Source organism: Mycobacterium sp. TY815, from assembly GCF_030755135.1.
Lineage (GTDB): Bacteria > Actinomycetota > Actinomycetes > Mycobacteriales > Mycobacteriaceae > Mycobacterium.
Genome location: NZ_JAUFRX010000006.1, coordinates 104,260 through 126,012, shown reverse-complemented (window position 1 = coordinate 126,012; position 21,753 = coordinate 104,260). Strand labels below are relative to the sequence as shown.

Sequence of the window (21,753 nt, the reverse complement as noted above, 5' to 3'; positions counted from 1 at the left end):
GGTGAGCGCGGTCGTGTGTCCATCGCTGAAGAGGCTGTCGATATCGCGTTCTTCGGTGACGTCGATCATGGATCGGATTGCTGCGGTGAGCAATTCGGAGTACTTGCCCATCTCTGCGCCTTCGCGGGTGGCAGCGTTGAAGACGCGGGTGACCTCGGTGACGGGTTCCTCATGAGGCCGGCATCCTGTGCGAATCAGGTCGAGCAGGTGTTTGGCCTCCGTGTGGTCAGCGATGACGTTGCCGTTGTCGTCGAGGTAGACAAGGTAGTGCGGGTGAAGCCGGTTGCCCCGATTGATGTTCTCGTTGGCGTCGACGTTGCGCAGCGCGAACAGCACACCGGGGTGGAGGCCTCTTGAGGGGTCTGCGGGGAGCACGGCGTGAAGTCCCTTCGGCGCGGTGGCCAGATCGCCGGACTCCTTGAGGTATCCCAGCAGGTCCATGCGGAAGTCGTTGAGACCGAGATCGGTGATGGACACACCGGTGCGGACGTCTTCGAGTTCGATGACTTCGTCTTGGAGCTTGCGGAGCTGCTCCTTCCGGAACGCGGCATCGCTGCCTTCAAGGGTGAGGACATTGTCGTCGGCGGTGCCGGCGAGGTCGGCGATGACCATGCGGTTCTCGACGCGTTCCTTGAGGTTGATGTATTCGTCGAGGGAGATGTCGGGCCAGAAGTTCACGAGCTGGATCTGGGCGTTGGTCGAGCCGATGCGGTCGATGCGGCCGAATCGTTGGATGATCCGTACCGGGTTCCAATGAATGTCGTAGTTGACGAGATAGTCACAGTCCTGGAGGTTTTGACCTTCGCTGATGACGTCGGTGCCGATCAGCACATCGAGTTCGCCGGTGTCTTTGGGCATGGTGAGGTGGCGTTGTTTGGACTTCGGCGAGAACAACGTCAGGACCTGCTGGAAGTCGTAGCCGGTCCCCAGCGTTGTTTTCGCGGCGTGGGCGCCGCCGGTGACGAGCGCGGTGTGTAACCCGGAGTCGCTCAATGCCGGCGCGAGCTGTTTGTAGAGGTACTCGGCGGTGTCGGCGAACGCCGAGAAGATCAGTGCCTTGCGATTCAACGGGTTGAGGGGGTTGGCGGCCTTGTCCTCGATGAGTCGTTTGAGCTCCTGCAGCTTGAGGTCGTGATCCGGTGTGACCCTGCGCATCTCGTCGAGTAATTCACGGAGGGTCTCGCGGTCGTTCCACAGATCGCGCTGCCAGGATTCTACGTCGATGTCGTCGAGGTCGATCTTTATCTTCTCGCCAAACGAGAGGGCCTCGACGTTGGCGTCGTCCTCGTCGTCGACATCGAGGTCCAGGCCGGAGAAATCGACGCTGAGGTCGTTCAAGGATCCCGTTCTTGACTTGAGCCGGATCAGAGTGTTGTCGACCGCCCCTTCAATTTTGGCGAGGGTGAGCCGGAACGCCTCGACCGAACTCTCCAAACGCTTGAGCAGGTTGACCGTCATGAGCTTTTTCAAGCCCTGCTCACGGCCGAGCTGCCCGATATTAGAGCGCGCAGTGCCGCCCTTGACGTTGTAGAGATCTTCGTACTTGCCGATCCGGCTTGGGAATACGTAGGCCAGCGGCGTGTAGACCGCCAGGGTGAGCACCTGAAGCTGTCCGAAGATTTCGTTGAATGCGGGCACATCGGGGAGGTCGGAGAGCGGCTCACGAATCGACCGCGGCGGGAGCCGTTGCGGGAAAGTACCGATCTCGGTGGTGTCGTAGAACGCCTGAATGTGCTTGCGGGACCGCGCGATGGTGACCGAGTCGAGCAGTTCGAAGAAGTCGAAGTCGAGCATCTGCAGGATGCGGTCGGTGGTGCGCGCCTCGGGGTCGAGCTTGGACCACTCGTTGAAGACGCGCTGCGCGTCGCTGAACACTTTCTCGACCGTCGTCGAGATGTTGAGGTGCTGGCTTAGGTTCTCGGACTCTCCTTCGTAGGCGAGCTGGAGTTGGTTCTTCAGGTCGTTGAAGCGGTTGTTGACCGGTGTGGCCGACAGCATGAGCACCTTGGTCTTGACGCCTTCGCGAATGACTTGACGCATCAGCCGCTGGTAGCGCGACTCTTTTTCTTCTGCGTAGTCGGCGTTGCGGAAGTTGTGGGACTCGTCGATAACGACGAGGTCGTAGTTGCCCCAATTGATTCGGTCGAGCCGCAGACCCAACGATTCACCTCTGGTGCGGGAAAGATCGGTGTGAGCAAGGACGTCGTAGTTGAACCGGTCGCGAGCGAAAATATTGGTGGTCAGATTTGCGTTGTAGTTGGTCCAGTTCTCCGCAAGCTTCTTCGGTGCAAGCACCAGGACGGACTTGTTGCGCAGCTCGTAGTACTTGATCACTGCAAGCGCGGTGAAGGTCTTCCCGAGTCCCACGCTGTCAGCGAGGATGCAGCCGTTGTAGGTCTCTAGCTTGTTGATGATTCCCGTCGCGGCGTCGCGCTGGAAGTTGTACAGGCTCTGCCAGACCTGCGTTTCCTGGTAGCCGGTGCGGTCGTTGGGCAGGACGTCCTCGCTGATGTCGTCGAGGAATTCCGAGAACAGGTTGTACAGGATCAGGAAGTAGATTCGCGCCGGTGAGTTTTCGGCGTACACGCTCGCGATGTGGTCGTACACCGCTTGGGTGACATCTTCGAGCTGCGTGGGGTTGTTCCAGATCTGATCGAACAGGGCGGCGTATTGCCGTGCCATGGGAGCATCGTCGAGCTTGGTCACGACGTTCGACACCGCGTTCCCACGTTCGTAACCAAGGTCGGCAGACGTGAACCCCTGGATCGGCTGGTAGGCGACCTTGTCATCCACAACGGCGAACTGCTGCATCGGTGCACCGGTCCGGTTCGACCGGAAGCGAGCCTTTCGGCGCACCCACTCCGCACATTCACGCGCGATGGCCCGCTGCGTCAGCTTGTTGCGCAGGCGGATCTCGAACTGAGAACCGTAGAGCGACGACTCCCCGTTCGATCCCGGCGGAATGAAGAACTGGCGGCGTTCCTTGGGCAGCTGATCGGTAGCCGCCGCGGCGACAAACGACGGCGAGGTGAAGACGAACTCGAGCTCTTCGAGACGCTCCAACTCCTTGCGCAGCGCCTCAAACGCGAAGATGGAAAATGTCGATGCAGCGATACGCAGCTTCGACCCAGCCTGCACCTCAGCCTTGAGATCGTCGCCCAGGAGATCGTTGACGTTGTCGATGATGTGCACGTTCAGTCCTCCGCGGCCGTCGCCCCGTTGCGACGAACCCAATCGTCGACCTCGGCTGCCTGGAACTTCCACAGGCGCCCCAGCTTGTGAGCTGGCATGCCCTTCTCGGCGATCCAGGCGTACACGGTGTCCTTGGTGACGCCAAGGTGGGTAGCGATGTCGTCGGCTGACAGCCACGGCTCGGGCACGGGCGACACCTCCTGGCTAATAGCTAATCGACACCTCGGTGCATGGGCGAGATGAGCTTATCGGGAAGAGACCCATTTGGACCGGTTTTGACCGGGTATAGCGGGTGAAGCCCGTTGCACGCCGGGCTTGGGTTGGCGAACGCCGGCGAGGAGACGGAGGAGAAGTGGGCAGTCGTTATCGTCGGTCCAACAGAACACTGAGGTTGGCCGATAATCACCTTCGTCTGCGTGCTGCACGGTCCCGTATAGGCGTGACGGTGCCAATCGGAGTCTCGCCCCGACTGGCCTGAAGCTGCGCGTTGAGCTCTGCGATCACGGTGACGGCGGCCCGGTTTCTGCGTTCGAGGTGGCTGTTGTGTTCGCGCAGCCTCGCGATGCACTTCTTGAGTTCCGTGACCGTGGCCTGTAGTCCAGCGAGCTCGGCGTCACGAGGAGCGGGTTCCGTGCCGACGCTGGCGTTCCAGTCTGCGATTACCTCAGTGGCACGGTTCATGGTTGCGCGGCTGACGCCGGCTTCGATGTGCAAGTTGGCTTTCGTGAGCCGGCCGTCAGTCCGTTTGGACTTGCCCGCCAGCAGGCGCTCCATCGCGTCGCGGAGCTTCTTCTCGGTTGCCGGACTGACGGTGGTCACTTCGGCTCCTGGTGGGTGATTTTGCGGACGTCGGCGAGCTGGGTTTCGAGGCGCTGGCGATGGACGGGTGCCATTCTCTTGTCCTTGAGCTTGTCGACGAGGTCGGATTCCTCGCGCCGCCAGATGGGCAGGTGTCGGTCGGTGATGACCGAGTTTCGGCAGGTGGCGGGTTGACACATGCTCGGGATCGGGCCGCCGGCTTTCACGGCTGCGGATGCGCCTTCCAGGCATAGCGCTTTGGCGGGGTCACCGAGGCAGTGATTGAGGGTGCCGAGTCGGATGGTGGCGAATTCGTCGCGCAGCAGGTTTCGGAGCATGCGTTCGTTACCGATGGCGACGGTGGTCTTGGCGCGGTCGGTGACGTCGTCGAGGCCGTTGGCGAAGGTTGTTGCGCCGGGACCGCGCAGAGCGTGGTCGCCTTGGGCGTGACGTGCCCAGTCAGCGACGAGTTCCCCGGCGGCCGCCTCCTTGACGTGGTGTTCGAATTCTTTGGCCCATTCAGGCGTGGGCGCCGCGTACCCGCTCGTGGTGGCGTTGGCAAGTGCGCGAACGGCGTTGTGTTTCAGTGTGATCCCAAGTGCGATCTCGCCGTCTGGCTCGTTGGCGGTGATCACGGCCATGGTGCGACGAAACATATGCGGCGCCAACGGAGTCGTGGGAATGGGCTCCAAGCCGTTCTGGGGCGAATGGTCGTTGACCCACGCCACGAACGATCGGATCTGTTCGTACTGGTCGAATCCTGCCAAGTCGCGGTGCACGCCTTCGCGCACCGCGCCGAAGAGCCGGTTCTCGTCGCGGGTGATCTGCTCGGCGACTTTGAGCGCCCTCACGACAGGTTCACTGACCCACCAGCGTTGAGGTGTACCGCCGTATGGCTGCATCTTGTGCAGTGTGCTGGTGACGGCGGGGGCACCGTAATGTGTTCCGATGGCCCCGGTGGCGAGGCTTTGAACTTCGCTGTCACGCATCATCGTCATGATCGCGACGAAAATGTATGCGGCGTTGCGCAGTTGGGTGAGTTCCTTGCTGACGATGATGCGGTCGAAGCCGCTTATCCAGGGCCCGTGTGTGCCGTCGGGCCGTTCAACAGCCGCGGGTTGGACCGAGCTGTAGCCGTATCGAGTGGGCACGCCTTGGCTGATCGCCTGATGGACGCGAAGTTGCCGAGCAGGTCCGCGGTTGCCGTAAAAGTTGGTGCCGCTCAATCGAAGTGCCGTGCAGAGACCCAGGCCGTCCCAGTTGATGTCTCCCGCCCGTGCGCGCCCCAAGGTGTAGATGTGCAGGGGAACAAAGGCTTGAGGTGATGACAGCCAGGCGTCAAGCGCATCGTCGATATCCCGTGTCGAGGGACGGACCTCCCGGTTTTTGGGTCCACGCGTATTGAGGAGCGCAATTTCGTCGCGAGCAGCGGTGATATCGGGGGCGAACGTTTCGATGTAGGTCCAGCAGGCGCGTACCAGTGGCCAGAAGGTTTCCGGCGGGATGACGGGAGTCTTGACTTCGCCGCCGGATCTTGCAGCCCACGGGTCGACCTGGATGGAAAGTCCGCCGTTGGGCAGGAGCCCCCGGAAATCACCGAGGTGACGCAGAAGGTCGTTGGCGCTACGGCCGGCAGAGAAGGATCGAGCCTTTCGCTCGGCAAGGTAGGCCTCACCGTCAGCGTGAGTCCAGGCCGACAGGTCGGCGGTGAGACCGGCCCTGGCGGCCCATTCCGCGAGGTATCTCAATTCGGTGAGGACATGTCGGATGGACTTCAATTTGTAGGGCCGATTGGAACGATAGATTCCGGCTCGCCTGACTATGGGGTGGACCGGTTGCAGCATGGCCATCGCGAGGGTTTTGGCGATCGGCACCCACCCGTCGGGATACACATCGAAACGCAAATGTGCTTGTGCAGCATTGAGGTTCGGTGCGAGACCGCTGGCGGTGAGATCCCAGCGCGGGAGGTCCCCGAATCGGGGGTCAGGCCCGTCGGTCACGCGGCGGTCAGCGGGTAACACCGGCTCGTCGGGATCGAAGCCTGTCAGTGTCGGACAAGTCTGCGGCTCGGGTGCGTTGGTCATTGTTCAGCCCTTTGTCCAAGCGGGCGGTGCAAATGGACGTCCGCCGGGCGGGCAGCCTCGATCTGCTCGGGTGGGAACTCGGCGACAATGGCGTCAATGTTGACTCTCTGCTGGCCGTAGATCTCGCTGAACACCCTCGGCGGCGTGTTGTTCTCGATGGCGTCCAGTGCCTCTCGGTAGGCGATCAGGCGCGGAAGGTGATCGCGGAATACGATGGCGTTACGGCATTGCAAGCACATCGACGGTGAGGCATGGCATAGCGAGCCCTGATCCATGAACGGTGCGTCATAGGGATCTCGGCAAGCAGCGATCGTCAGTTCCTGCTCAGTGGGCGTCTCCGCGGCGACGGTGGCGGCAATTTCGGCGAGCTCGGGATCTGTCGGTGATTCGGAGACCTCGGCTGCCGTCGCGGCCACGAATGTTGGTCCCTGTGAGGCGCGTTGCAGGACCTTCTGCTGCGCACGCAGCACCGTCTGGGCGGCGATCGTGTGAACGGTCGTGGTTTGCGCGTAGTGGTCGCGGAAGACCTCGACGGTGTGGTCGTCGCCGGCAGCGCCGGCGAGAGTGCCCAGCAGAGCCGCGCGTGCACTCTTGACCGTCTTACGGAGCCGGCGCATGTCGTGGGGTTGGCTGATCGAGAGGCTGTGGCGCTCAATCAGATTCTTCAGCGTGTTGAGTTTTCCGAAGTGGTGCTCCCGGACCACGTAATGGGGGTACTCGTGGTCGAGCCGATCACGGACAGACCGGCATCCGGTCACCCAGAACAGCGGTTGATCCGGCGTCAGCGCGTGGGCGTGGCGCATGGCATGGGCAGCTCGCCGCACAAGGTCGCCAGCCTTCCACCCCCACGGCTGGTCCCGCGGCGAGGCCAGGGTGTGCCATCGGATCCGTTGGGCACGCGCCTTTGTCGCCCGAACCCGCACGGACTCCACGCCGAACTCGATGTCCTCGCGACAGAGTCGAGCGCTCTCTTCGGGCGACCATCCGGTCTGCAAATGCAGTAACACCCGGATGGCCAGGAGATACTCGGCATCGGGAGCCAGGAATGCGCCGACGGCAGTCAGCAGTGGTGGGGCCTTGATTCGCGCGGGGGCGCGTCGCACTCCCGACATGCGGTCGATCTCCAGCGGATCAAGTTGGCGTCGTGATCCGGCGAGATGGACGTGAAACCCATCCTCATAGGGCACATTGCGCAAAGCCCACAGCACGTTCTCCACGCGGTTCCACCCGTGGATCCGCGGATCGTGGCCATCGCGAAGTAGGGCGTCGCCGCGCGCCAGACGGTCCTCTGTGTCGCGCACGATCTGCCGGCAGGTCTGCTCAAGTTGGAGGCGCTCGTTGTTGCTGAATTCGTCGAGCGGGAGTTCCTGCCATGGCCGTCCGTCTAACACCTGGCCGTTCGCCCAGTCCGCCAGCACACCGCCGGGAATCCCGTTGGACTGCAGGTAGCGGGCGACTTGATTGCGAAGCTCCATGCCCAGGTCTTTGGCTCGGACGCTGGGCGGGGGAAACTCGGCGACCATCGCCGATTCCCAATCATGCAGCCGCCGGGCCACGTCCGCGCCGTCGCCGGACAATGTCAGGAATCTGTCCGCGTCCGCGGTAAGGAACTTCCCGACACTACGAACCACGCTGGATTGGCGGGACACTGTGCCAGGTGATAGCGACGCGGTCTCTGCGCATTCCTTCCACGCGTCAGCCAGTTCAGCCACGAGCCGTGTCGCAACGTACTGGGCTGGATCGATTCGAGATTGTTTCAGCGGACCACCCGGCGGAAACGTCACAGTACGCGGCTGGCGGTCGGAATCGTTCACGGCCGTTGTGCCTCAATTTGCGCGAGAACGTAACTGGCGTAGTCACGTTCGTTGTCGCTCCACGACTCGAAGGCACGTTGAATGAGCTCGTCTGACTCATCGACATAACGCAGATAAACCATCGTCGTGGACGGGCCGGCATGCCCGAGCAGACGCTGCAAAGTCAACAAAGGGTTGTGAATGATGTGCTCGCTGATGGTGCCGAACCCGTGCTTGGGACGCGATCGTTCGAGCTGCGCAGCACGCGCCTGCAGGCTACGCAGCATCACCACGGCAAAGGTATGACGCAAGTCGTGTGGCGTGACCGCCACCGGCATGATCGGAACCTGGCCCTCGAAGTTCGCCAGCCGGTCGTTGGCCTCCTCAAAGTATTGGTGCCACCGCCGCTGCGATGGCGGCAGGCCGCCTCGACCGACGAACAGCGACAGTGGCTCGATCCCGCCAGGAGTCACCTTCACCAGTACGCGTCGCGTCTCTGGCGGAATCGTCGCGAACTCGTCGCGCCGCTCGTCACCATTAAGCGTGTAGACCAGCTTGCCCGCCGGCAGGTCAACGTCGTGGACCACCGCCATATTCGGCAGTTTCCGGCGCAAGCTCGCCTGGGCCTTCCGCACCAGCGATTTCCGCTCCGTGCAGCGGTACAGCTCAACTCTCTGGACGGTGGATGCCGGAACATAAACTCGGCGTCGACGGCCGTTCTTCGCGCATGCCTCCAGCACCAGTGAAGTGCCAGCCCCCTCCGATCGGACCTCGACGTCCAGCAGGGTGCTCCATTCGGTGAGCCTCATCCCCGTGGTCAGTGCCAGCTCGGCGGCGCACGCGTTTCGGACCGTAGACCTGCCGCGGTAGGAGCGATCCAGCTCTCCCGTGGGCAACTCCCCGCCGAACCCAACATCGCGCAACGCGACCCACTGCGCGTGAGAAAGCGCCCGAACATCCATCTCAGTCCGAGGAATCCGCGGAGTCACCACCGACCGGCTGCCAACCTGAATCCACGGCAAACTGTCTCTGCGCCCGGTTTCGTACAAGTACGTGAAGAGAGCTCGAATCACCACCAATTGCCGAGCCCACGAACGCGGCGAGACCCCGGAAGCGAATCGGTTCGCCCGGTAGGCCACCAGGTCCGACTCCGAGACATCTAGCACCCCAACGCCTCTCGTCTCTAGGAACCGGCCGAACTCGAGCGCGTCGCGGGCATAGGCGACAACAGAGTTCCGACGTAGATTCTGCGAGTACAGCCGCAGGAATGTGCACCAAGGTTCCACCGGGCGCATCGAATCGTCCACCAATACCGGAGTCCCGTCGGGCACTCGTGGCGTCGAGATGGCGTCGGAGCCGACCGCCTTCAACCCGTCCGGCCGCGACACCAGCGACCAGTCAGCGAAGTACAAATCCACCGGCAGCGTCCCCCTCAACGGCCCTTCTGTAGTCAGGGTTGCGGGCACTGTAACGGGGTTGCGCATGGATCCGAGTGAGACACGCCCAAATACAGCGCATAACGTGCACCGGCACCGGGTCCTACCTAACCGCCGTCCTCGACAAAGTCGCGGCAACCTTGACAGAGCAAGGCGGCGACGGACTCGTCGCCGCTGAAGTCAAGGAAGCAGCCCTATCGCGCATCCACGGGTTTGAGCTGCTGCCCGCTCCATTTGTGGTCGCGCACTTGAGGATTGGGCTTACCTTACAAAAACTCGGCGTGGCATTGAACGCCAATGTCGGCGAACGAGCCAGCGTCTATCTAACAAACGCGCTGACCGGTTGGGTCGATGCCGACCCGCACCCCCCGCTACCGTTTCCCGAATTCGTCGCAGAACGCGATGCCGCCGACGCGGTAAAGCGCGAGACTCCCATCCTTGTCGTGCTCGGAAACCCCCCGTACAACGGCTTCGCCGGAGTATCTCCGGCCGAAGAAGGCGGTCTTGTCGAACCATACAAAGTCGGCCTCGCTGACAAGTGGGACATTACCAAGAACAAGCTCGACGACCTGTATATCCGCTTCTTTCGCATCGCCGAACGAAGGGTCGCCGAGCAGACCGGCAAGGGCATCATCTGTTTCGTGAGCAACTCCTCCTGGCTCGGTGACCCGTCCGCCGTGGTCATGCGCCAGCGCCTGCTCAACGAGTTCGACACCATAACTATCGACCACCTCAACGGCGACAGTCGCGAGACGGGCAAGAAAACTCCCGACGGCAAAACAGACCCATCCATCTTCTCCACACCGTTGAACCCCTCAGGCATCACCCGCGGCGTGGCCATCAGCATGTTGGTCCGAACTGCTGACCACGCAGGATCGGCGAAAAAGGTTGAATACCGCGACTTTTGGGGGCAAAACAAGCGTGAACAACTCGCAGCCGCCACCTCCCAAACCGACGCCGGGCCCGACTACGAACCCCTCTCGCCCGAGGAAGCGAACTGGTTTCGCCTCCTGCGGTGGAGCCCGCGACCGGGTTATACAAGTTGGCCAGCCATCCCGGAGTTGTGCGCCGAAGAGCCAATGCTCGGCCTGAACGAGAACCGGAAGTTCGCACTAATCGACGGTGACCGCGGAGCTCTAATCTCGCGCATGAGAACATATTTGGATCCCGAGGTCCCGCTGACCGAGGTCGACCCGCGCCTCGCCACGAACTATGCGGGCTTCAACCCCGCCAGCGTGCGCGAGCGCCTGCTCAAAGAGACCCAATTCGACGACCAGCGCGTCAAGCGCTTCCAGTTCCGGCCCCTCGACATGCGGTACGCGTACGTCGACTCCGTTCCGGGCCTTTGGAATCGGTCACGGCCACTGCTCGTAGCAGCGGAGTCCACCGAGTCCGGATTCCTACTCGTTCGTCGACGTGCACCACGCGCCCTCGATGGTGCCGCACTTCATTTCTCCGAATGTCTGATCGACCAAAAGGTGCTCTTCACCGACGCGTACGCGGTGCCACTCTGGCTGTCACCCATTTCGAGAGCCCCGGAGGACGCTGCCCCGGCTCTATTCGAGATCGAAAGCGACAAACCTGAGGAGGAATGGCGGCCGAATCTGTCCGCACAGGCGCTGACGTACCTCCAAGGGCTGGGCATTGATGACGCACAGTCCAATAAGGAAAGCGCAACGCTCATTTGGCTACACGCCCTAGCGATCGGAGTCTCACCCCTCTACGTTGAACAGAACGGAGAGGCGGTGCGCTCCGATTGGCCTCGTATCCCGCTGCCCCAGTCTGATTCGTCGTTGCGCGACTCGTCGACACTCGGAAGGCGCGTGGCCCATGTACTCAACCTTGACGAGCCCCTTGCTGGAATCGACAAGCAGCCGATCGAATCGCGGTTTCAACACGTCGCGACGATCGCACGCCATGACGGTAGTGCGATCGACCCAGGCCGAGGCGATCTCGCAGTTACGGCCGGTTGGGGCATCGTTCAGCAGCGGGCAGTGATGCCGGGTCCTGGCAGATTCGATGTTCGCAAACGTCTGTCATCCGACAAGGCCGGCCTCTTGGACGTGGAGATCGAGCTATTGGGTGAGCAAGTCCTTGACGTCTATCTCAATGAGCACGTCAGCTGGCAAGGAATCCCGGCGGCGGTGTGGGACTTCAAGATTGGCGGATTCCAAGTCCTGCGAAAGTGGCTAAGTTACCGGGAAAAGCGAGCCCTTGGCAGCGATCTGACCTTGACCGAGGCTCGCACATTCACGACAATCGCTCGCCGTCTTGCCGCCCTCGTGCTACTTGGACCCGAGCTTGACTCCAATTACCTGAACGTCGTCGATCCGACATTGCCCGGGCAGTTCTCACTCCTAGAGCCCGCCAGAACATCGAACCCCTAATACCCGTGACCCCGCGATGAGGCTGCGGTGATACCTGTCACCGCTTCCACTTCGGCAGCGGGGCGGTCATGATCGAGCAGTATCGCGGCCTCGCCTTCGCCAGCCGCATCGACTCACTCACCTAGGCAACCACTTGACTAGTGCAGAGAAGCTCGATGCACGCGAAAGGGGACGCGCTGGATCCGCTGATCGCCCGTATCACCAACGGGCGCCCCTACCGACACGCAATTGGCTTTGAGGCCAATGAGCCTGCCCGCGCCAGAAAGGATCGCATCTACAACACTGAATCGCCCTGGAAATCCCGGAGGCTCCTGACCTTGGAAACGAGGATGCAGGTATGCCGAAGGAACAGGCGTCTGGGAAGCCCACGGCGCGTCGCTACAGCCCGGAGGAAAAGTCAGCGGCGGTGCGGATGGTGCGGACACTGCGGGCCGAGTTGGGCACCGAGCAGGGCACGGTGTCACGGGTGGCTCGCCAGCTGGGCTATGGCGTGGAGTCGGTGCGTGCCTGGGTGCGCCAGGCCGACATCGATGATGGGCATGCGCCCGGAATGTCCACAGCTGAGTCGCAGCGGGTCAAAGAACTCGAGCAGGAGATACGAGAACTTAAGCGTGCCAACGAAATACTGAAACGCGCGGCCAGTTTTTTCGGGGCGGAGCTCGACCGCCAACACAAGAAATAGTCGACTTCATCGACGCCCACCGCGAGGAGTTCGGGGTCGAGCCCATCTGCACCGTCCTGCGCTCAGCAGGGGTGTCGATGGCCCCGAGCACCTACTACGACACCAAGACTCGCGCTCCCTCGGCGCGCGCCCAACGCGACGCAGAGCTTGGGCCTGTCCTGGTAAAGCTCTGGGAGGACAACTACCGGGTATACGGGGCCCACAAGCTGTGGAAAACGGCACGTCGGGCAGGCCACGACGTCGGGCGGGATCAGGTCGCGCGGCTGATGCGGGCCGCCGGCATCGCGGGGGCGCGGCGTGGCAAACGAGTGCGCACCACCACGCCGGATCCGGCTGCGGCGCGACACCCCGATCTGGTCGGGCGCAAGTTCACGGCGATCGCGCCGAACCAGCTCTGGGTGACCGATCTGACGTTCGTGCCGACCTGGGCCGGGGTGGCCTACGTCTGTTTCATCATTGACACCTTCAGCAGGATGATCGTCGGCTGGCGAGTCGCCTCAAACATGCGCACCACGATGGTGCTCGATGCGTTGGAGATGGCACGTTGGTCACGCGGAAATCGCTTGGTGGGCTTGACATGTCACTCCGATGCTGGATCGCAGTTTACGTCTATCCGATACGGTGAGCGGCTCGCCGAGATCGGCGCGGTCCCCTCGATCGGGTCGGTCGGGGACAGCTTCGATAACGCTTTGGCGGAGACGGTGAACGGTTACTACAAGGCCGAGTTGATCTACGGCCCCGCCTGCAGCGGGCCGTGGAGGACCGTCGAGGACGTCGAGCTGGCCACCCTGGGCTGGGTCCACTGGCACAACAACAGCCGCCTCCACGGCTACCTGAACGACGTACCGCCCACCGAGTTCGAAGCCGCGTTCTACGATGCACAACGGACCGACCAACCACTAATCGGAATCCAATAGCCCGAGTCTCCGGCAGAACCAGGGCGATTCATACGACACCAAGACTCGCGCTCCCTCGGCGCGCGCCCAACGCGACGCAGAGCTTGGGCCTGTCCTGGTAAAGCTCTGGGAGGACAACTACCGGGTATACGGGGCCCACAAGCTGTGGAAAACGGCACGTCGGGCAGGCCACGACGTCGGGCGGGATCAGGTCGCGCGGCTGATGCGGGCCGCCGGCATCGCGGGGGCGCGGCGTGGCAAACGAGTGCGCACCACCACGCCGGATCCGGCTGCGGCGCGACACCCCGATCTGGTCGGGCGCAAGTTCACGGCGATCGCGCCGAACCAGCTCTGGGTGACCGATCTGACGTTCGTGCCGACCTGGGCCGGGGTGGCCTACGTCTGTTTCATCATTGACACCTTCAGCAGGATGATCGTCGGCTGGCGAGTCGCCTCAAACATGCGCACCACGATGGTGCTCGATGCGTTGGAGATGGCACGTTGGTCACGCGGAAATCGCTTGGTGGGCTTGACATGTCACTCCGATGCTGGATCGCAGTTTACGTCTATCCGATACGGTGAGCGGCTCGCCGAGATCGGCGCGGTCCCCTCGATCGGGTCGGTCGGGGACAGCTTCGATAACGCTTTGGCGGAGACGGTGAACGGTTACTACAAGGCCGAGTTGATCTACGGCCCCGCCTGCAGCGGGCCGTGGAGGACCGTCGAGGACGTCGAGCTGGCCACCCTGGGCTGGGTCCACTGGCACAACAACAGCCGCCTCCACGGCTACCTGAACGACGTACCGCCCACCGAGTTCGAAGCCGCGTTCTACGATGCACAACGGACCGACCAACCACTAATCGGAATCCAATAGCCCGAGTCTCCGGCAGAACCAGGGCGATTCAACACCGAGACCAGGACGGGCTGGTATCCGCTGCAGGAGTGGGGCTGGAACCGCGAAGACTGCCGTCAATTCTTACTAGCGGAACTCGGCGAGACGGTGCCGAAATCAGCGTGCAGCTTTTGCCCGTTTAGCATGACGACCGAGTCGGGACGAGCGCGTCAGATCGAACGCTATCGGGCCGAGCCGGAACGCGGCGCTGAAACACTGTTTCTTGAATTCGTTGCACGTAGCCTCAATCCGGCCCCAGACCCTTATCGAGGGCAGCAGTGCCGCAGAGATGGTGGCGAGAGCCGGCCTCGACGACGTCCTGTCCCGCTTCAGGGCCCGCCTCGAGGGATCACGGTGGGCGCTCTACGAGGTCCGCCGCCTGCAGCGGCCTGGCCGCGACGGCCGCCGGGGGATCACGGCGCGCTCGGTCCGGATCACGGGCACGGGCAACCGCTCCGAGATGGCTGCACAGCTGGCGGTTCAGCCCGGGCAGCGAGTCTGTGGCGCCGATGGAGTGATACGTCACGTCCTGAAGGAGCGCAGCACGCAGGGCGTTGATCATCTCATCGTGGCGGCCCCTGTGGGGCCAGTCGAGAAGCAGCGGGCGGGCTTCGAAGAATGGTGGCAGGAGGCGACCGGCGATGCCCTGTTCTAAACGAGCCGTCGGCCGCACTGCGTGTAGACTATCGGCGACAGAGGTTCGGGGCACGACGCAAAGGGCCGCCATGGACAGCAATGCACTGGACGATGCGTCCATACAGCAGCATGTGGGTGCAGCCGTCAGGCATTACCGGGTGCGAGCAGGCCTGACGCAGGCGTCGCTCGCAGAGCAGGCGGGTCTGCATCGCACCTACATCAACCAAGTCGAACACGGCCACAAGGCCGCCACCGTTGTTGTTCTGGTCCGCCTGGCACGTGCCCTTGGCATTACTCCGGCAACGTTGTTGCACGAGATTTCCTGAACCTCCTCGCGTCGCTGTGTTTTTCGGGTCCAACGCAAAGCAGGTAGCCTTATGAACCGCCTGGAAACCCCGGCATGCTTTGCGCGTCGAGCCGCGGGCCCGCCAGCGGCCCGCAACACAGAACCATCAGCGCCACAAGATGGCTAGCATCGATATCCACTGCACCCCAGACTCGTTCGGGTTCTACAGTCGTGCGTGGGTAGAACAGCGCCAGATCAGTCAACGCACCCGCCAGCACTACCGCAGACTGCTAGACAAGATTATTCTGACGTCTTTCGCGTGCATGGCGATCGGCGATATTACCCCTGACATGGTGGAGACCTGGTACGCCGCCACCGAACTCAGCCCGCAGACTGTACGGATTCATGCCTACTCGCTACTCCGGGCAATCCTTCAGGACGCGTTGTCCCGCAACATCATTGACAGCAATCCCTGCCATAACCCCGATGTGAAGACCTCACGACGCACCGATGCGGTTCACCCCGCCACGGCCGAGGAACTCGACGCGATGGCCGCGGCGATGCCACCGCGATACCAACCTCTGATCCTCATGGCGGCTTGGTTGGCCATGCCGTTCAGCGAGCTGGCAGAGCTACGGCGCAAAGACATCGACCTCAATGCCGGCATCGTTCGCGTGCGCCGCGCGGTGGCGCTTACCAACGGGCAGTTTCACGCCACCACACCGAAAAGTACGCTCGGGATTCGAGACATCCCCATCCCGCCGACGCTGGCGCCAAGAATCAACGCCCACCTTCGCCACCACGTTCGACCTGATGATGAGGCCCTACTTTTCCCCTCAGTCCTCGATTGCGACCGCCATCTCTCACCGTCAGTCCTTTACCCGATGTTCCACAAGGCTCGCGCCGCCGCTGGGCGCCCAGATCTCCGAGTCCCCGATTTGCGTCGCTCTTCGGAGCTGCTCATCACCGAGGTACATCAGCCCCCGTAGTCGCAGTTCGCGCGCCCCCCTCACCGGCGGGCACGGCGCGGGCGGCGGCGGTAACGGCGGCGGGCTGCTCAGCATCGGTGGAGCCGGCGGCATCGGTGGCCTAGGCGGGATGAAATCTGGTGACGGCGGTGCCAGGCCGTCAGACCGGCTCGCTGACCGGTTTCGGCGGGGCCACGGGCGCCTCCGGCTAGCGTCGGGACGAAGTAGTAACTCCTAAACCGTAAGTACGGCGGCCGGTCGGGTGTCGATGGTGAGGCCGAGGCGCCACCGTGCTGGGTCGTGCCGACGGTGGTGTGGGCCGGGGGTGGGGCACGTCCCCTGGCGTGGTGGGGTTTCGGGACCGGGGGTAGACGGGCGCGGACCTAGCGCCGGGCGTGTCGCTGAGGGTGCCGGGGCGGGCCATCGCGTAGTGGTCAGTGAGTTACCGACCAAAGTGACTCACAGAAAGACACGCGACGCGATGACCCAGGACCATTGTGCCTTGCTTGCCCAACTCGATGCGCTGAAGTCCGCCGATGTGGGCGCGGTGTTCGCCGAGCTGATCCGGGCCGGGCTGCAGCAGCTCATCGAGGCCGAGGCCAGTGCCACCATCGGCGCCGGCCGCTACGAGCGCACTAACGGGCGTACGGTGCATCGCAATGGACACCGACCCAAGACGGTGTCGACGACCTCCGGTGATGTTGAGGTGCAAATCCCCAAGTTGCGGGCCGGGTCGTTCTTCCCGTCGCTGTTGGAGCGGCGCCGGCGCATCGATAAGGCGCTGCATGCGGTGATCATGGAGGCCTACGTGCACGGGGTGTCGACCCGCAGCGTCGATGACCTGGTGGCCGCCATGGGTGTGGAGACCGGGGTGTCTAAATCAGAGGTGTCGCGCATTTGTGCGGGCCTGGACAAAGAGATCGAGGCTTTCCGAGCCCGCAGCCTGTCCCACACCGAGTTTCCGTATATGTTCTGCGACGCCACGTTCTGCAAGGTGCGCGTCGGAGCGCACGTTGTCTCTCAAGCGCTGGTGGTGGCCACCGGGGTATCCATCGAGGGCACCCGCGAAGTGCTGGGCACCGCGGTGGGTGACAGCGAGTCCTATGAGTTCTGGCGGGAGTTCCTGGCGTCGCTGAAGACCCGCGGACTCTCCGGGGTGCATCTGGTCATCTCCGATGCTCATGCTGGTTTGAAAGCTGCTGTGGCACAACAGTTCACGAACTCTTCGTGGCAGCGGTGCCGGGTGCATTTCATGCGCAACCTACACACCGCCGTGTCGGCCAAGCACGCCCCTGCGGTGACTGCGGCGGTCAAGACCATCTTCGCCCACACCGACCCGGCCGAGGTCGCCGGCCAGTGGGACCGGGTTGCCGACACCCTGGCCTCGTCATTTCCGAAGGTGGCGGCGATGATGGGCGACGCCAAGACCGACGTGTTGGCGTTCACCGCGTTCCCGCGGGCTCATTGGCAAAAAATTTGGTCCAACAATCCCATAGAGCGTCTAAATAAAGAGATCAAGCGTCGAGCCGATGTCGTCGAGATTTTCCCCAACTCGGCCGCGCTTCTGCGGCTGGCCACGGCGGTAGTCATCGAATCTCATGATGAGTGGCAGGTCACCCGCCGCTACCTCTCCGATGTCTCCATGGACGAACTACGGGCCGTGATTGCGAAGAAACACGCTGCGGCAGCGCTTGCCAAACAACACCAAATCACCTAGCGTTCAACATGACTCGTTGATCATGACGCGTGACCCGACGCCAGATCCGAAGTCCACCACTCCCTGGGACGCTATCCGGGGGTGCCCGGCGGTAACGGCGGTATCAGTGGTGACGACTACAACGCCACCAACGAGAGGTCGTGATTGTCGGCGGGGCGGTCGAAGATCGGTATGACGGTGACGCGACAGCGACGAACAGCGGATCAGCTGAGTCGGTCTCTTCGACCGACCGCACAGCACGGTAAAGGTGGACAAGGATGGCGATCGGCCAGATCAGACCCACGCGGCGCGGTTGGGCTGAGCAGGCCCCGCCTTTCTGCGAGAACGGCCACGCGCTAGGCCCTGGAAACCTCCTGGTGGGCCATCAGCCGTGCCGATGCTTGCGCCGTGGCGGTCACCGGTGCTGGTCCTGTCGTACGTGCGAGTCGGTGATCTACGCCCCGCCTCTTGGGCCCAACTGCCGGCCCCTCAATGGGGCGGGCTGACGATGTCGAGGCTGTCGCAGCTAGGGATCCATTGCCTGCGGTATGGGCGGTGTGCCCAGGGCCGCCAAGAGGTTCGCGATCTCGTGGTTGCCGGGCTCGCCTGACTTTTCTACGCCGGCGGAGATGAGCGCCACCAGGGCGCCGTCCACGTGGATGGTGTAGCGGCATCGTTGCGATTCGGGTAGCCGGTTCTGGTGCTTCCGGGTGGCCGCGATCGCCGCGCCAAGAGCATCCGCGGGTGTCAGTTGGGTTCCGGTGTAGGAGCTTTCGATCCCCACGGGGTGCCTAAGAGTCAATGTCCAATTCGGCATAGGGGGTGCGGCTCCTTCTCTTTAGCGATGAGTGAGAGGTCATAGGCCACCAGTGTGAACGACCACGGCGCAGCACGATGCGGGCCGCATCTGCCCTTGTGGACATGATGCGGCCCGCGAGCGTGCTTGTGGATTACTGTCTCGGGCGGTAGTCATCGAGGGTGGGGTCGTCGCTGTGAGTCGAACCATCGGCAAACACGTGCACAGCGGTGCGGTGCGCACGCCGCAGCAGTTCTAGGGCGCTGGCGTAACCTTCCTGGTCCAAGATTTGCCATGTGCAAGGCCCGCAGTGAAGGTCGATCCAGCGCAGCGTTCGCGTACGGTCACGCGCCAACTCCTCTCGGGCCAGCACGGCATAACTGACACCGCGCGTCCAGTCCAACGCGATGGTCTGAACAGCGAAAGGCTCTAACGGTGGCGTTGGTGGCGCCGGGATTCGACGCATCAGCGGTGCCGTCAACGCCCGGGCGGCAGCGAAGGCTTCCAACACGCTTTGCACGGCCTGCGTCGACCAGAAGGTCATGAGAATGCCTCCCCATGTCACTGCCATGCGCGTCGTGCTGGTGCAAGCGTGAAACACCGTGATGTCGCCTTCCTGTTCGCCTTGTATCCGAATCAGGGTGTGAGTCACAACGGCTGCAGGACTTGGCGGCACAGGCTCTACACGGGACTGGGGGGCCACGGCATTCCTTTCTTTTGGATGATGATTATAGTCATCACTATATCAGCCCCGCCGGTCTCTAGCAATGCTGCCGGGGAAGCCGCGACACCCTTGGTTCACGCGGGATTCTCTGTTTGGCAACGAATTTCAATAGCACGGCGGCATCCGGGCGAGCACACCGCAAAGAGGACGGGACCGAGTCAGCGCGGTATCGGCCTGCAGTGGAGTGAGCGATCCACGGACGTCGCAGAGGGTGAAGGCCACGGTCGAGGGCCAGCCCCAGACCGTGGCCTTCACCCCCGCTGACTATCAGCTGGCTTTTGCGCTGGCCTTCTGATCCGCGACGATCCTGTCGTACAACACGTCGGCCGTGAGGTCGCAGGTGATGACTTTTTCGATTTCCGCTAGCTCGTAGCCGTTGTCGGAGAGGAACCTGAGATAGTGCTTGCCGTAGCTGCAGTAGCTGCGGCGCCAGGCGTCCTTCGGAGTTTCGGCCTCTAGAGCGCCCAGTACAAGGCCCAGCGTCAGGACAGTGGCGCGCGCATCGCCGGCCAACGGCAGTGCGGCGGCGGCGTCGGCGATGGTCGCGGCGGCGTCCAGGCCCAGCAGGGCGGCTGCGGTCGGCGCTGCACCGTGTCCAGTAAGCAGGCCGGGGTGCTTGCTGAGTTGAGTCGCGACGAACAACGCCCCACCGACAGGTGGTGCCTTGCGGGCTAGCAGCCTGCTTTTCACCCATGCTCGGCGCACTTCGATGGCAGCCAGGCCGAGCTTGTTGAGCGCGATGACTTTGCGCTTCTCGCGACGGTCGGCCTCTTTGCGGGCCTCGACGTCCTCCGCTGACTGGTCGTTGCGTCGCGAGTGGACGCTGCCGTTATACGCGTTCGGGGAGTACTTGGGGGAGTTCTGCAACCCGGCCGCAGCGACGTCGAGGCAGTAATACTCAGGTTGAAAAGCGTTCTCGTGCGCGATGAACCGGGGGTGAACATAACCCTCGTCGGGTACCGCGTCGTGGTCGGCAGCCTCGATGTCCCAGTCGATGTCGCCCTCGTCGACCTCTATACCAGTGCGGGTGTCGCGATAGATTTCGACTTCTTCGAGCCAGATCGCCCACAACTGGGGCTGCTGGGCGGGTAGTTCGTCTGGTGCGCGGTTACCCTCCGTGTCGCGCAGACGGTCCAACCTGAAGGCAAACAGTTCTGAGGTCCACGACGGCCGTTCGTCGAGAAGGCGATATCCGCTGTTGCACAGCGCTTCTGAGGTACGTGCGCGCGCCGCAGCGGTGGCTACCTTTTGCCGGGCTTCGCTGACGCGGTGATCGAAATCGCCGGCAGTGGCGGCCTCGGTCAGGTAGCGCAGCGTCTCCGGATCGTCGTCGAAATCCGCCAGGGCCGCCGCCTGTTCGATGGTCAGCTGGTTTGCCGACAATGCTGCCATTGCAGGTTCTGAGGCTGCGGTGATCGCGGCCGCTTCTACCGTCGCCTTTGACACGGTCAGTGATCGGGCGACCTTGGCCGGAGTCAATCCTTCCAGCAGCAACTGCTGAATTCCTTTGGCGCGCTCGGATTCCGTCAGTGCCGCGCGGTGGTCGTTTGCCACAATCTGCTCGGTAATGCGCTCCACCGCGCGGGCATGTACGGTCGTCGCTGCGTCGGGTCTGACATAGACCGGGACGCTGCTCAGACCGGCCGCGCGCGCAGCCAGCAGCCGCCGCTGACCGTCGCGTACTGTCACTACACCGTGCGAGGTGCGCACGGCCAGCAACGCAGAAAGAACTCCGAACTGACGGACGCTGGCCACGAGGGCCGCGAATGCCGCCCCGGTATCGGCGTCGGCGCGGACGTTGTCCTCCAATTCCAACGTCTGCGGGTCCAAGTGCTCGAACACACCGGGTGGAAGCGCAGTGCTGCTAGGTGTCATTGCGGGTGGGTGGGCCACGGGGCATCTCCTTCTTCGACGATGTTGCTTATAGTAAGCATAGGGCCGCGAGTGTCTGCCTTGTTTCGTTCGCCCAACGAGGGTCGTGCGTTGTGGATTGCCAAGGTGCTGTAGATAAGTCGCGGTTCGGCGCCAGTTTCCAGACGGCTCCCGACTAGCGAGCATGATGGCCAATCCGTGCCAGTTGCAGAGCCAATCCAATGCGGCTTATAGTCGGCACGTGGGCGGACAGATGGCAGCAGACCGCGCCCAGCAGCGATTAGCCGCCCTGGGCGCCAACATCACGCGGCTACGCGAGGCCGCCAACGAAACCAAAAGCGCTACATCACGAGCCACGGGCATTGACCGAATATTTCTCACCGGCGTAGAGGCCGGCCAACGCAACATCTCCATCGCGAAACTGTTCGACATCGCCGACCACTTTGGGGTGGCACCGGCCACGCTGCTCTCCGGCATCTCGTAACACCCCCAGCGCACAATGAAAGCTATGCGAGTAGGGATCGTCATTGCCAGTTGACCGCATTCGCCTGTTGGTCACGGAAGTCGTTGGCGGCGCGACCTTTTGCGGGGTGAGGACGACCCGAGCATCGGCAA

General features: G+C 62.9%; 16 protein-coding genes, 1 pseudogene and 1 other annotated feature. Of the genes and pseudogenes, 8 read left to right on the top strand and 9 right to left on the bottom strand.

Translation table 11 applies throughout. The features are described 5' to 3' along the window. The 6 genes from QXK92_RS32920 to QXK92_RS32895 all read right to left on the bottom strand — a co-directional run. Positions 1–3,192: helicase-related protein (locus QXK92_RS32920; protein WP_306248884.1), on the bottom strand; the 3,192-nt coding region annotated here is incomplete at its 3' end. A gap of 2 nt (positions 3,193–3,194) precedes the next feature. Beyond that, positions 3,195–3,380 (bottom strand): helix-turn-helix domain-containing protein, encoded by a 186-nt coding sequence (locus tag QXK92_RS32915; RefSeq protein WP_052525842.1) that lies wholly within the window; start codon positions 3,378–3,380, stop codon positions 3,195–3,197. A 214-nt stretch (positions 3,381–3,594) separates the two neighbouring features. Beyond that, on the bottom strand, positions 3,595–4,011 hold the full coding sequence (locus QXK92_RS32910; protein ID WP_079615617.1) for a hypothetical protein: 417 nt from the start codon (positions 4,009–4,011) through the stop codon (positions 3,595–3,597). Further along, positions 4,008–6,074, bottom strand: a complete 2,067-nt coding sequence (locus QXK92_RS32905; protein WP_079615619.1) for a hypothetical protein — start codon at positions 6,072–6,074, stop codon at positions 4,008–4,010. Before QXK92_RS32905 ends, QXK92_RS32910 begins: the two co-directional genes overlap by 4 nt. Then, entirely contained in the window at positions 6,071–7,723 is a 1,653-nt protein-coding gene (locus tag QXK92_RS32900; RefSeq protein WP_157932037.1) for a hypothetical protein, read from the bottom strand. Before QXK92_RS32900 ends, QXK92_RS32905 begins: the two co-directional genes overlap by 4 nt. A 161-nt stretch (positions 7,724–7,884) precedes the next feature. Further along, entirely contained in the window at positions 7,885–9,174 is a 1,290-nt protein-coding gene (locus QXK92_RS32895; protein WP_306248710.1) for a site-specific integrase, read from the bottom strand. 269 nt (positions 9,175–9,443) lie between these two features. On the opposite strand from QXK92_RS32895, the gene QXK92_RS32890 reads away from it, so the two are divergent. The 7 genes and pseudogenes from QXK92_RS32890 to QXK92_RS32860 all read left to right on the top strand — a co-directional run bounded on the left by QXK92_RS32890 (position 9,444) and on the right by QXK92_RS32860 (position 17,767). Further along, complete coding sequence (locus tag QXK92_RS32890) at positions 9,444–11,690, top strand: type ISP restriction/modification enzyme (protein ID WP_306248882.1); 2,247 nt, start codon at positions 9,444–9,446, stop codon at positions 11,688–11,690. Positions 11,691–12,027: 337 nt separating this feature from the next. Next, positions 12,028–13,289, top strand: a protein-coding gene (locus QXK92_RS32885) for an IS3 family transposase (protein ID WP_306248790.1) whose coding sequence is annotated in 2 segments (ribosomal slippage) — positions 12,028–12,337 and positions 12,337–13,289 — 1,263 coding nt in all. Because the reading frame shifts where the segments join, the coding sequence is not laid out codon by codon here. After that, positions 12,327–12,458 (top strand) — a sequence feature (AL1L pseudoknot). Its footprint overlaps the gene before it by 132 nt. Positions 13,290–13,320: 31 nt before the next feature. Further along, positions 13,321–14,142, top strand: a pseudogene (locus tag QXK92_RS32880) (IS3 family transposase); the annotation flags it as partial. Positions 14,143–14,449: 307 nt separating this feature from the next. Further along, the gene (locus QXK92_RS32875) at positions 14,450–14,815 is read left to right on the top strand and encodes a hypothetical protein (RefSeq protein WP_306248881.1); all 366 of its coding nucleotides are present in this window, start codon (positions 14,450–14,452) and stop codon (positions 14,813–14,815) included. Positions 14,816–14,885: 70 nt separating this feature from the next. Continuing rightward, complete coding sequence (locus QXK92_RS32870) at positions 14,886–15,122, top strand: helix-turn-helix domain-containing protein (protein ID WP_306248879.1); 237 nt, start codon at positions 14,886–14,888, stop codon at positions 15,120–15,122. A 139-nt stretch (positions 15,123–15,261) separates the two neighbouring features. Then, positions 15,262–16,071 (top strand): hypothetical protein, encoded by an 810-nt coding sequence (locus QXK92_RS32865; protein WP_306248877.1) that lies wholly within the window; start codon positions 15,262–15,264, stop codon positions 16,069–16,071. Positions 16,072–16,531: 460 nt separating this feature from the next. Further along, positions 16,532–17,767, top strand: a complete 1,236-nt coding sequence (locus tag QXK92_RS32860; RefSeq protein WP_306248875.1) for an IS256 family transposase — start codon at positions 16,532–16,534, stop codon at positions 17,765–17,767. A 505-nt stretch (positions 17,768–18,272) separates the two neighbouring features. On the opposite strand, the gene QXK92_RS32855 is transcribed toward QXK92_RS32860, so the two are convergent. The 3 genes from QXK92_RS32855 to QXK92_RS32845 form a co-directional block, all read right to left on the bottom strand. Next, positions 18,273–18,530, bottom strand: a complete 258-nt coding sequence (locus QXK92_RS32855) for a hypothetical protein (protein WP_306248872.1) — start codon at positions 18,528–18,530, stop codon at positions 18,273–18,275. Between the two features lie 166 nt (positions 18,531–18,696). After that, positions 18,697–19,194: a hypothetical protein gene (locus tag QXK92_RS32850; protein ID WP_306248870.1), complete on the bottom strand. Its 498-nt coding sequence runs from the start codon at positions 19,192–19,194 to the stop codon at positions 18,697–18,699. A 339-nt stretch (positions 19,195–19,533) separates the two neighbouring features. Then, a complete protein-coding gene (locus QXK92_RS32845) occupies positions 19,534–21,141 on the bottom strand; it encodes a ParB/RepB/Spo0J family partition protein (RefSeq protein ID WP_306248895.1) in 1,608 nt (535 codons plus the stop codon). A 238-nt stretch (positions 21,142–21,379) separates the two neighbouring features. Between QXK92_RS32845 and QXK92_RS32840 the strand changes: the two genes are divergently transcribed. Next, on the top strand, positions 21,380–21,622 hold the full coding sequence (locus QXK92_RS32840; protein WP_306248868.1) for a helix-turn-helix domain-containing protein: 243 nt from the start codon (positions 21,380–21,382) through the stop codon (positions 21,620–21,622). Positions 21,623–21,753 lie beyond the last annotated feature (131 nt).

Coding starts and splice junctions, on each gene's coding strand:
- QXK92_RS32905 (WP_079615619.1), bottom strand. CDS start 6,074: ATGACCAACGCACCCGAGCCGCAGACTTGTCCGACACTGACAGGCTTC.
- QXK92_RS32875 (WP_306248881.1), top strand. CDS start 14,450: ATGGTGGCGAGAGCCGGCCTCGACGACGTCCTGTCCCGCTTCAGGGCC.
- QXK92_RS32870 (WP_306248879.1), top strand. CDS start 14,886: ATGGACAGCAATGCACTGGACGATGCGTCCATACAGCAGCATGTGGGT.
- QXK92_RS32865 (WP_306248877.1), top strand. CDS start 15,262: ATGGCTAGCATCGATATCCACTGCACCCCAGACTCGTTCGGGTTCTAC.
- QXK92_RS32860 (WP_306248875.1), top strand. CDS start 16,532: ATGACCCAGGACCATTGTGCCTTGCTTGCCCAACTCGATGCGCTGAAG.
- QXK92_RS32845 (WP_306248895.1), bottom strand. CDS start 21,141: ATGACACCTAGCAGCACTGCGCTTCCACCCGGTGTGTTCGAGCACTTG.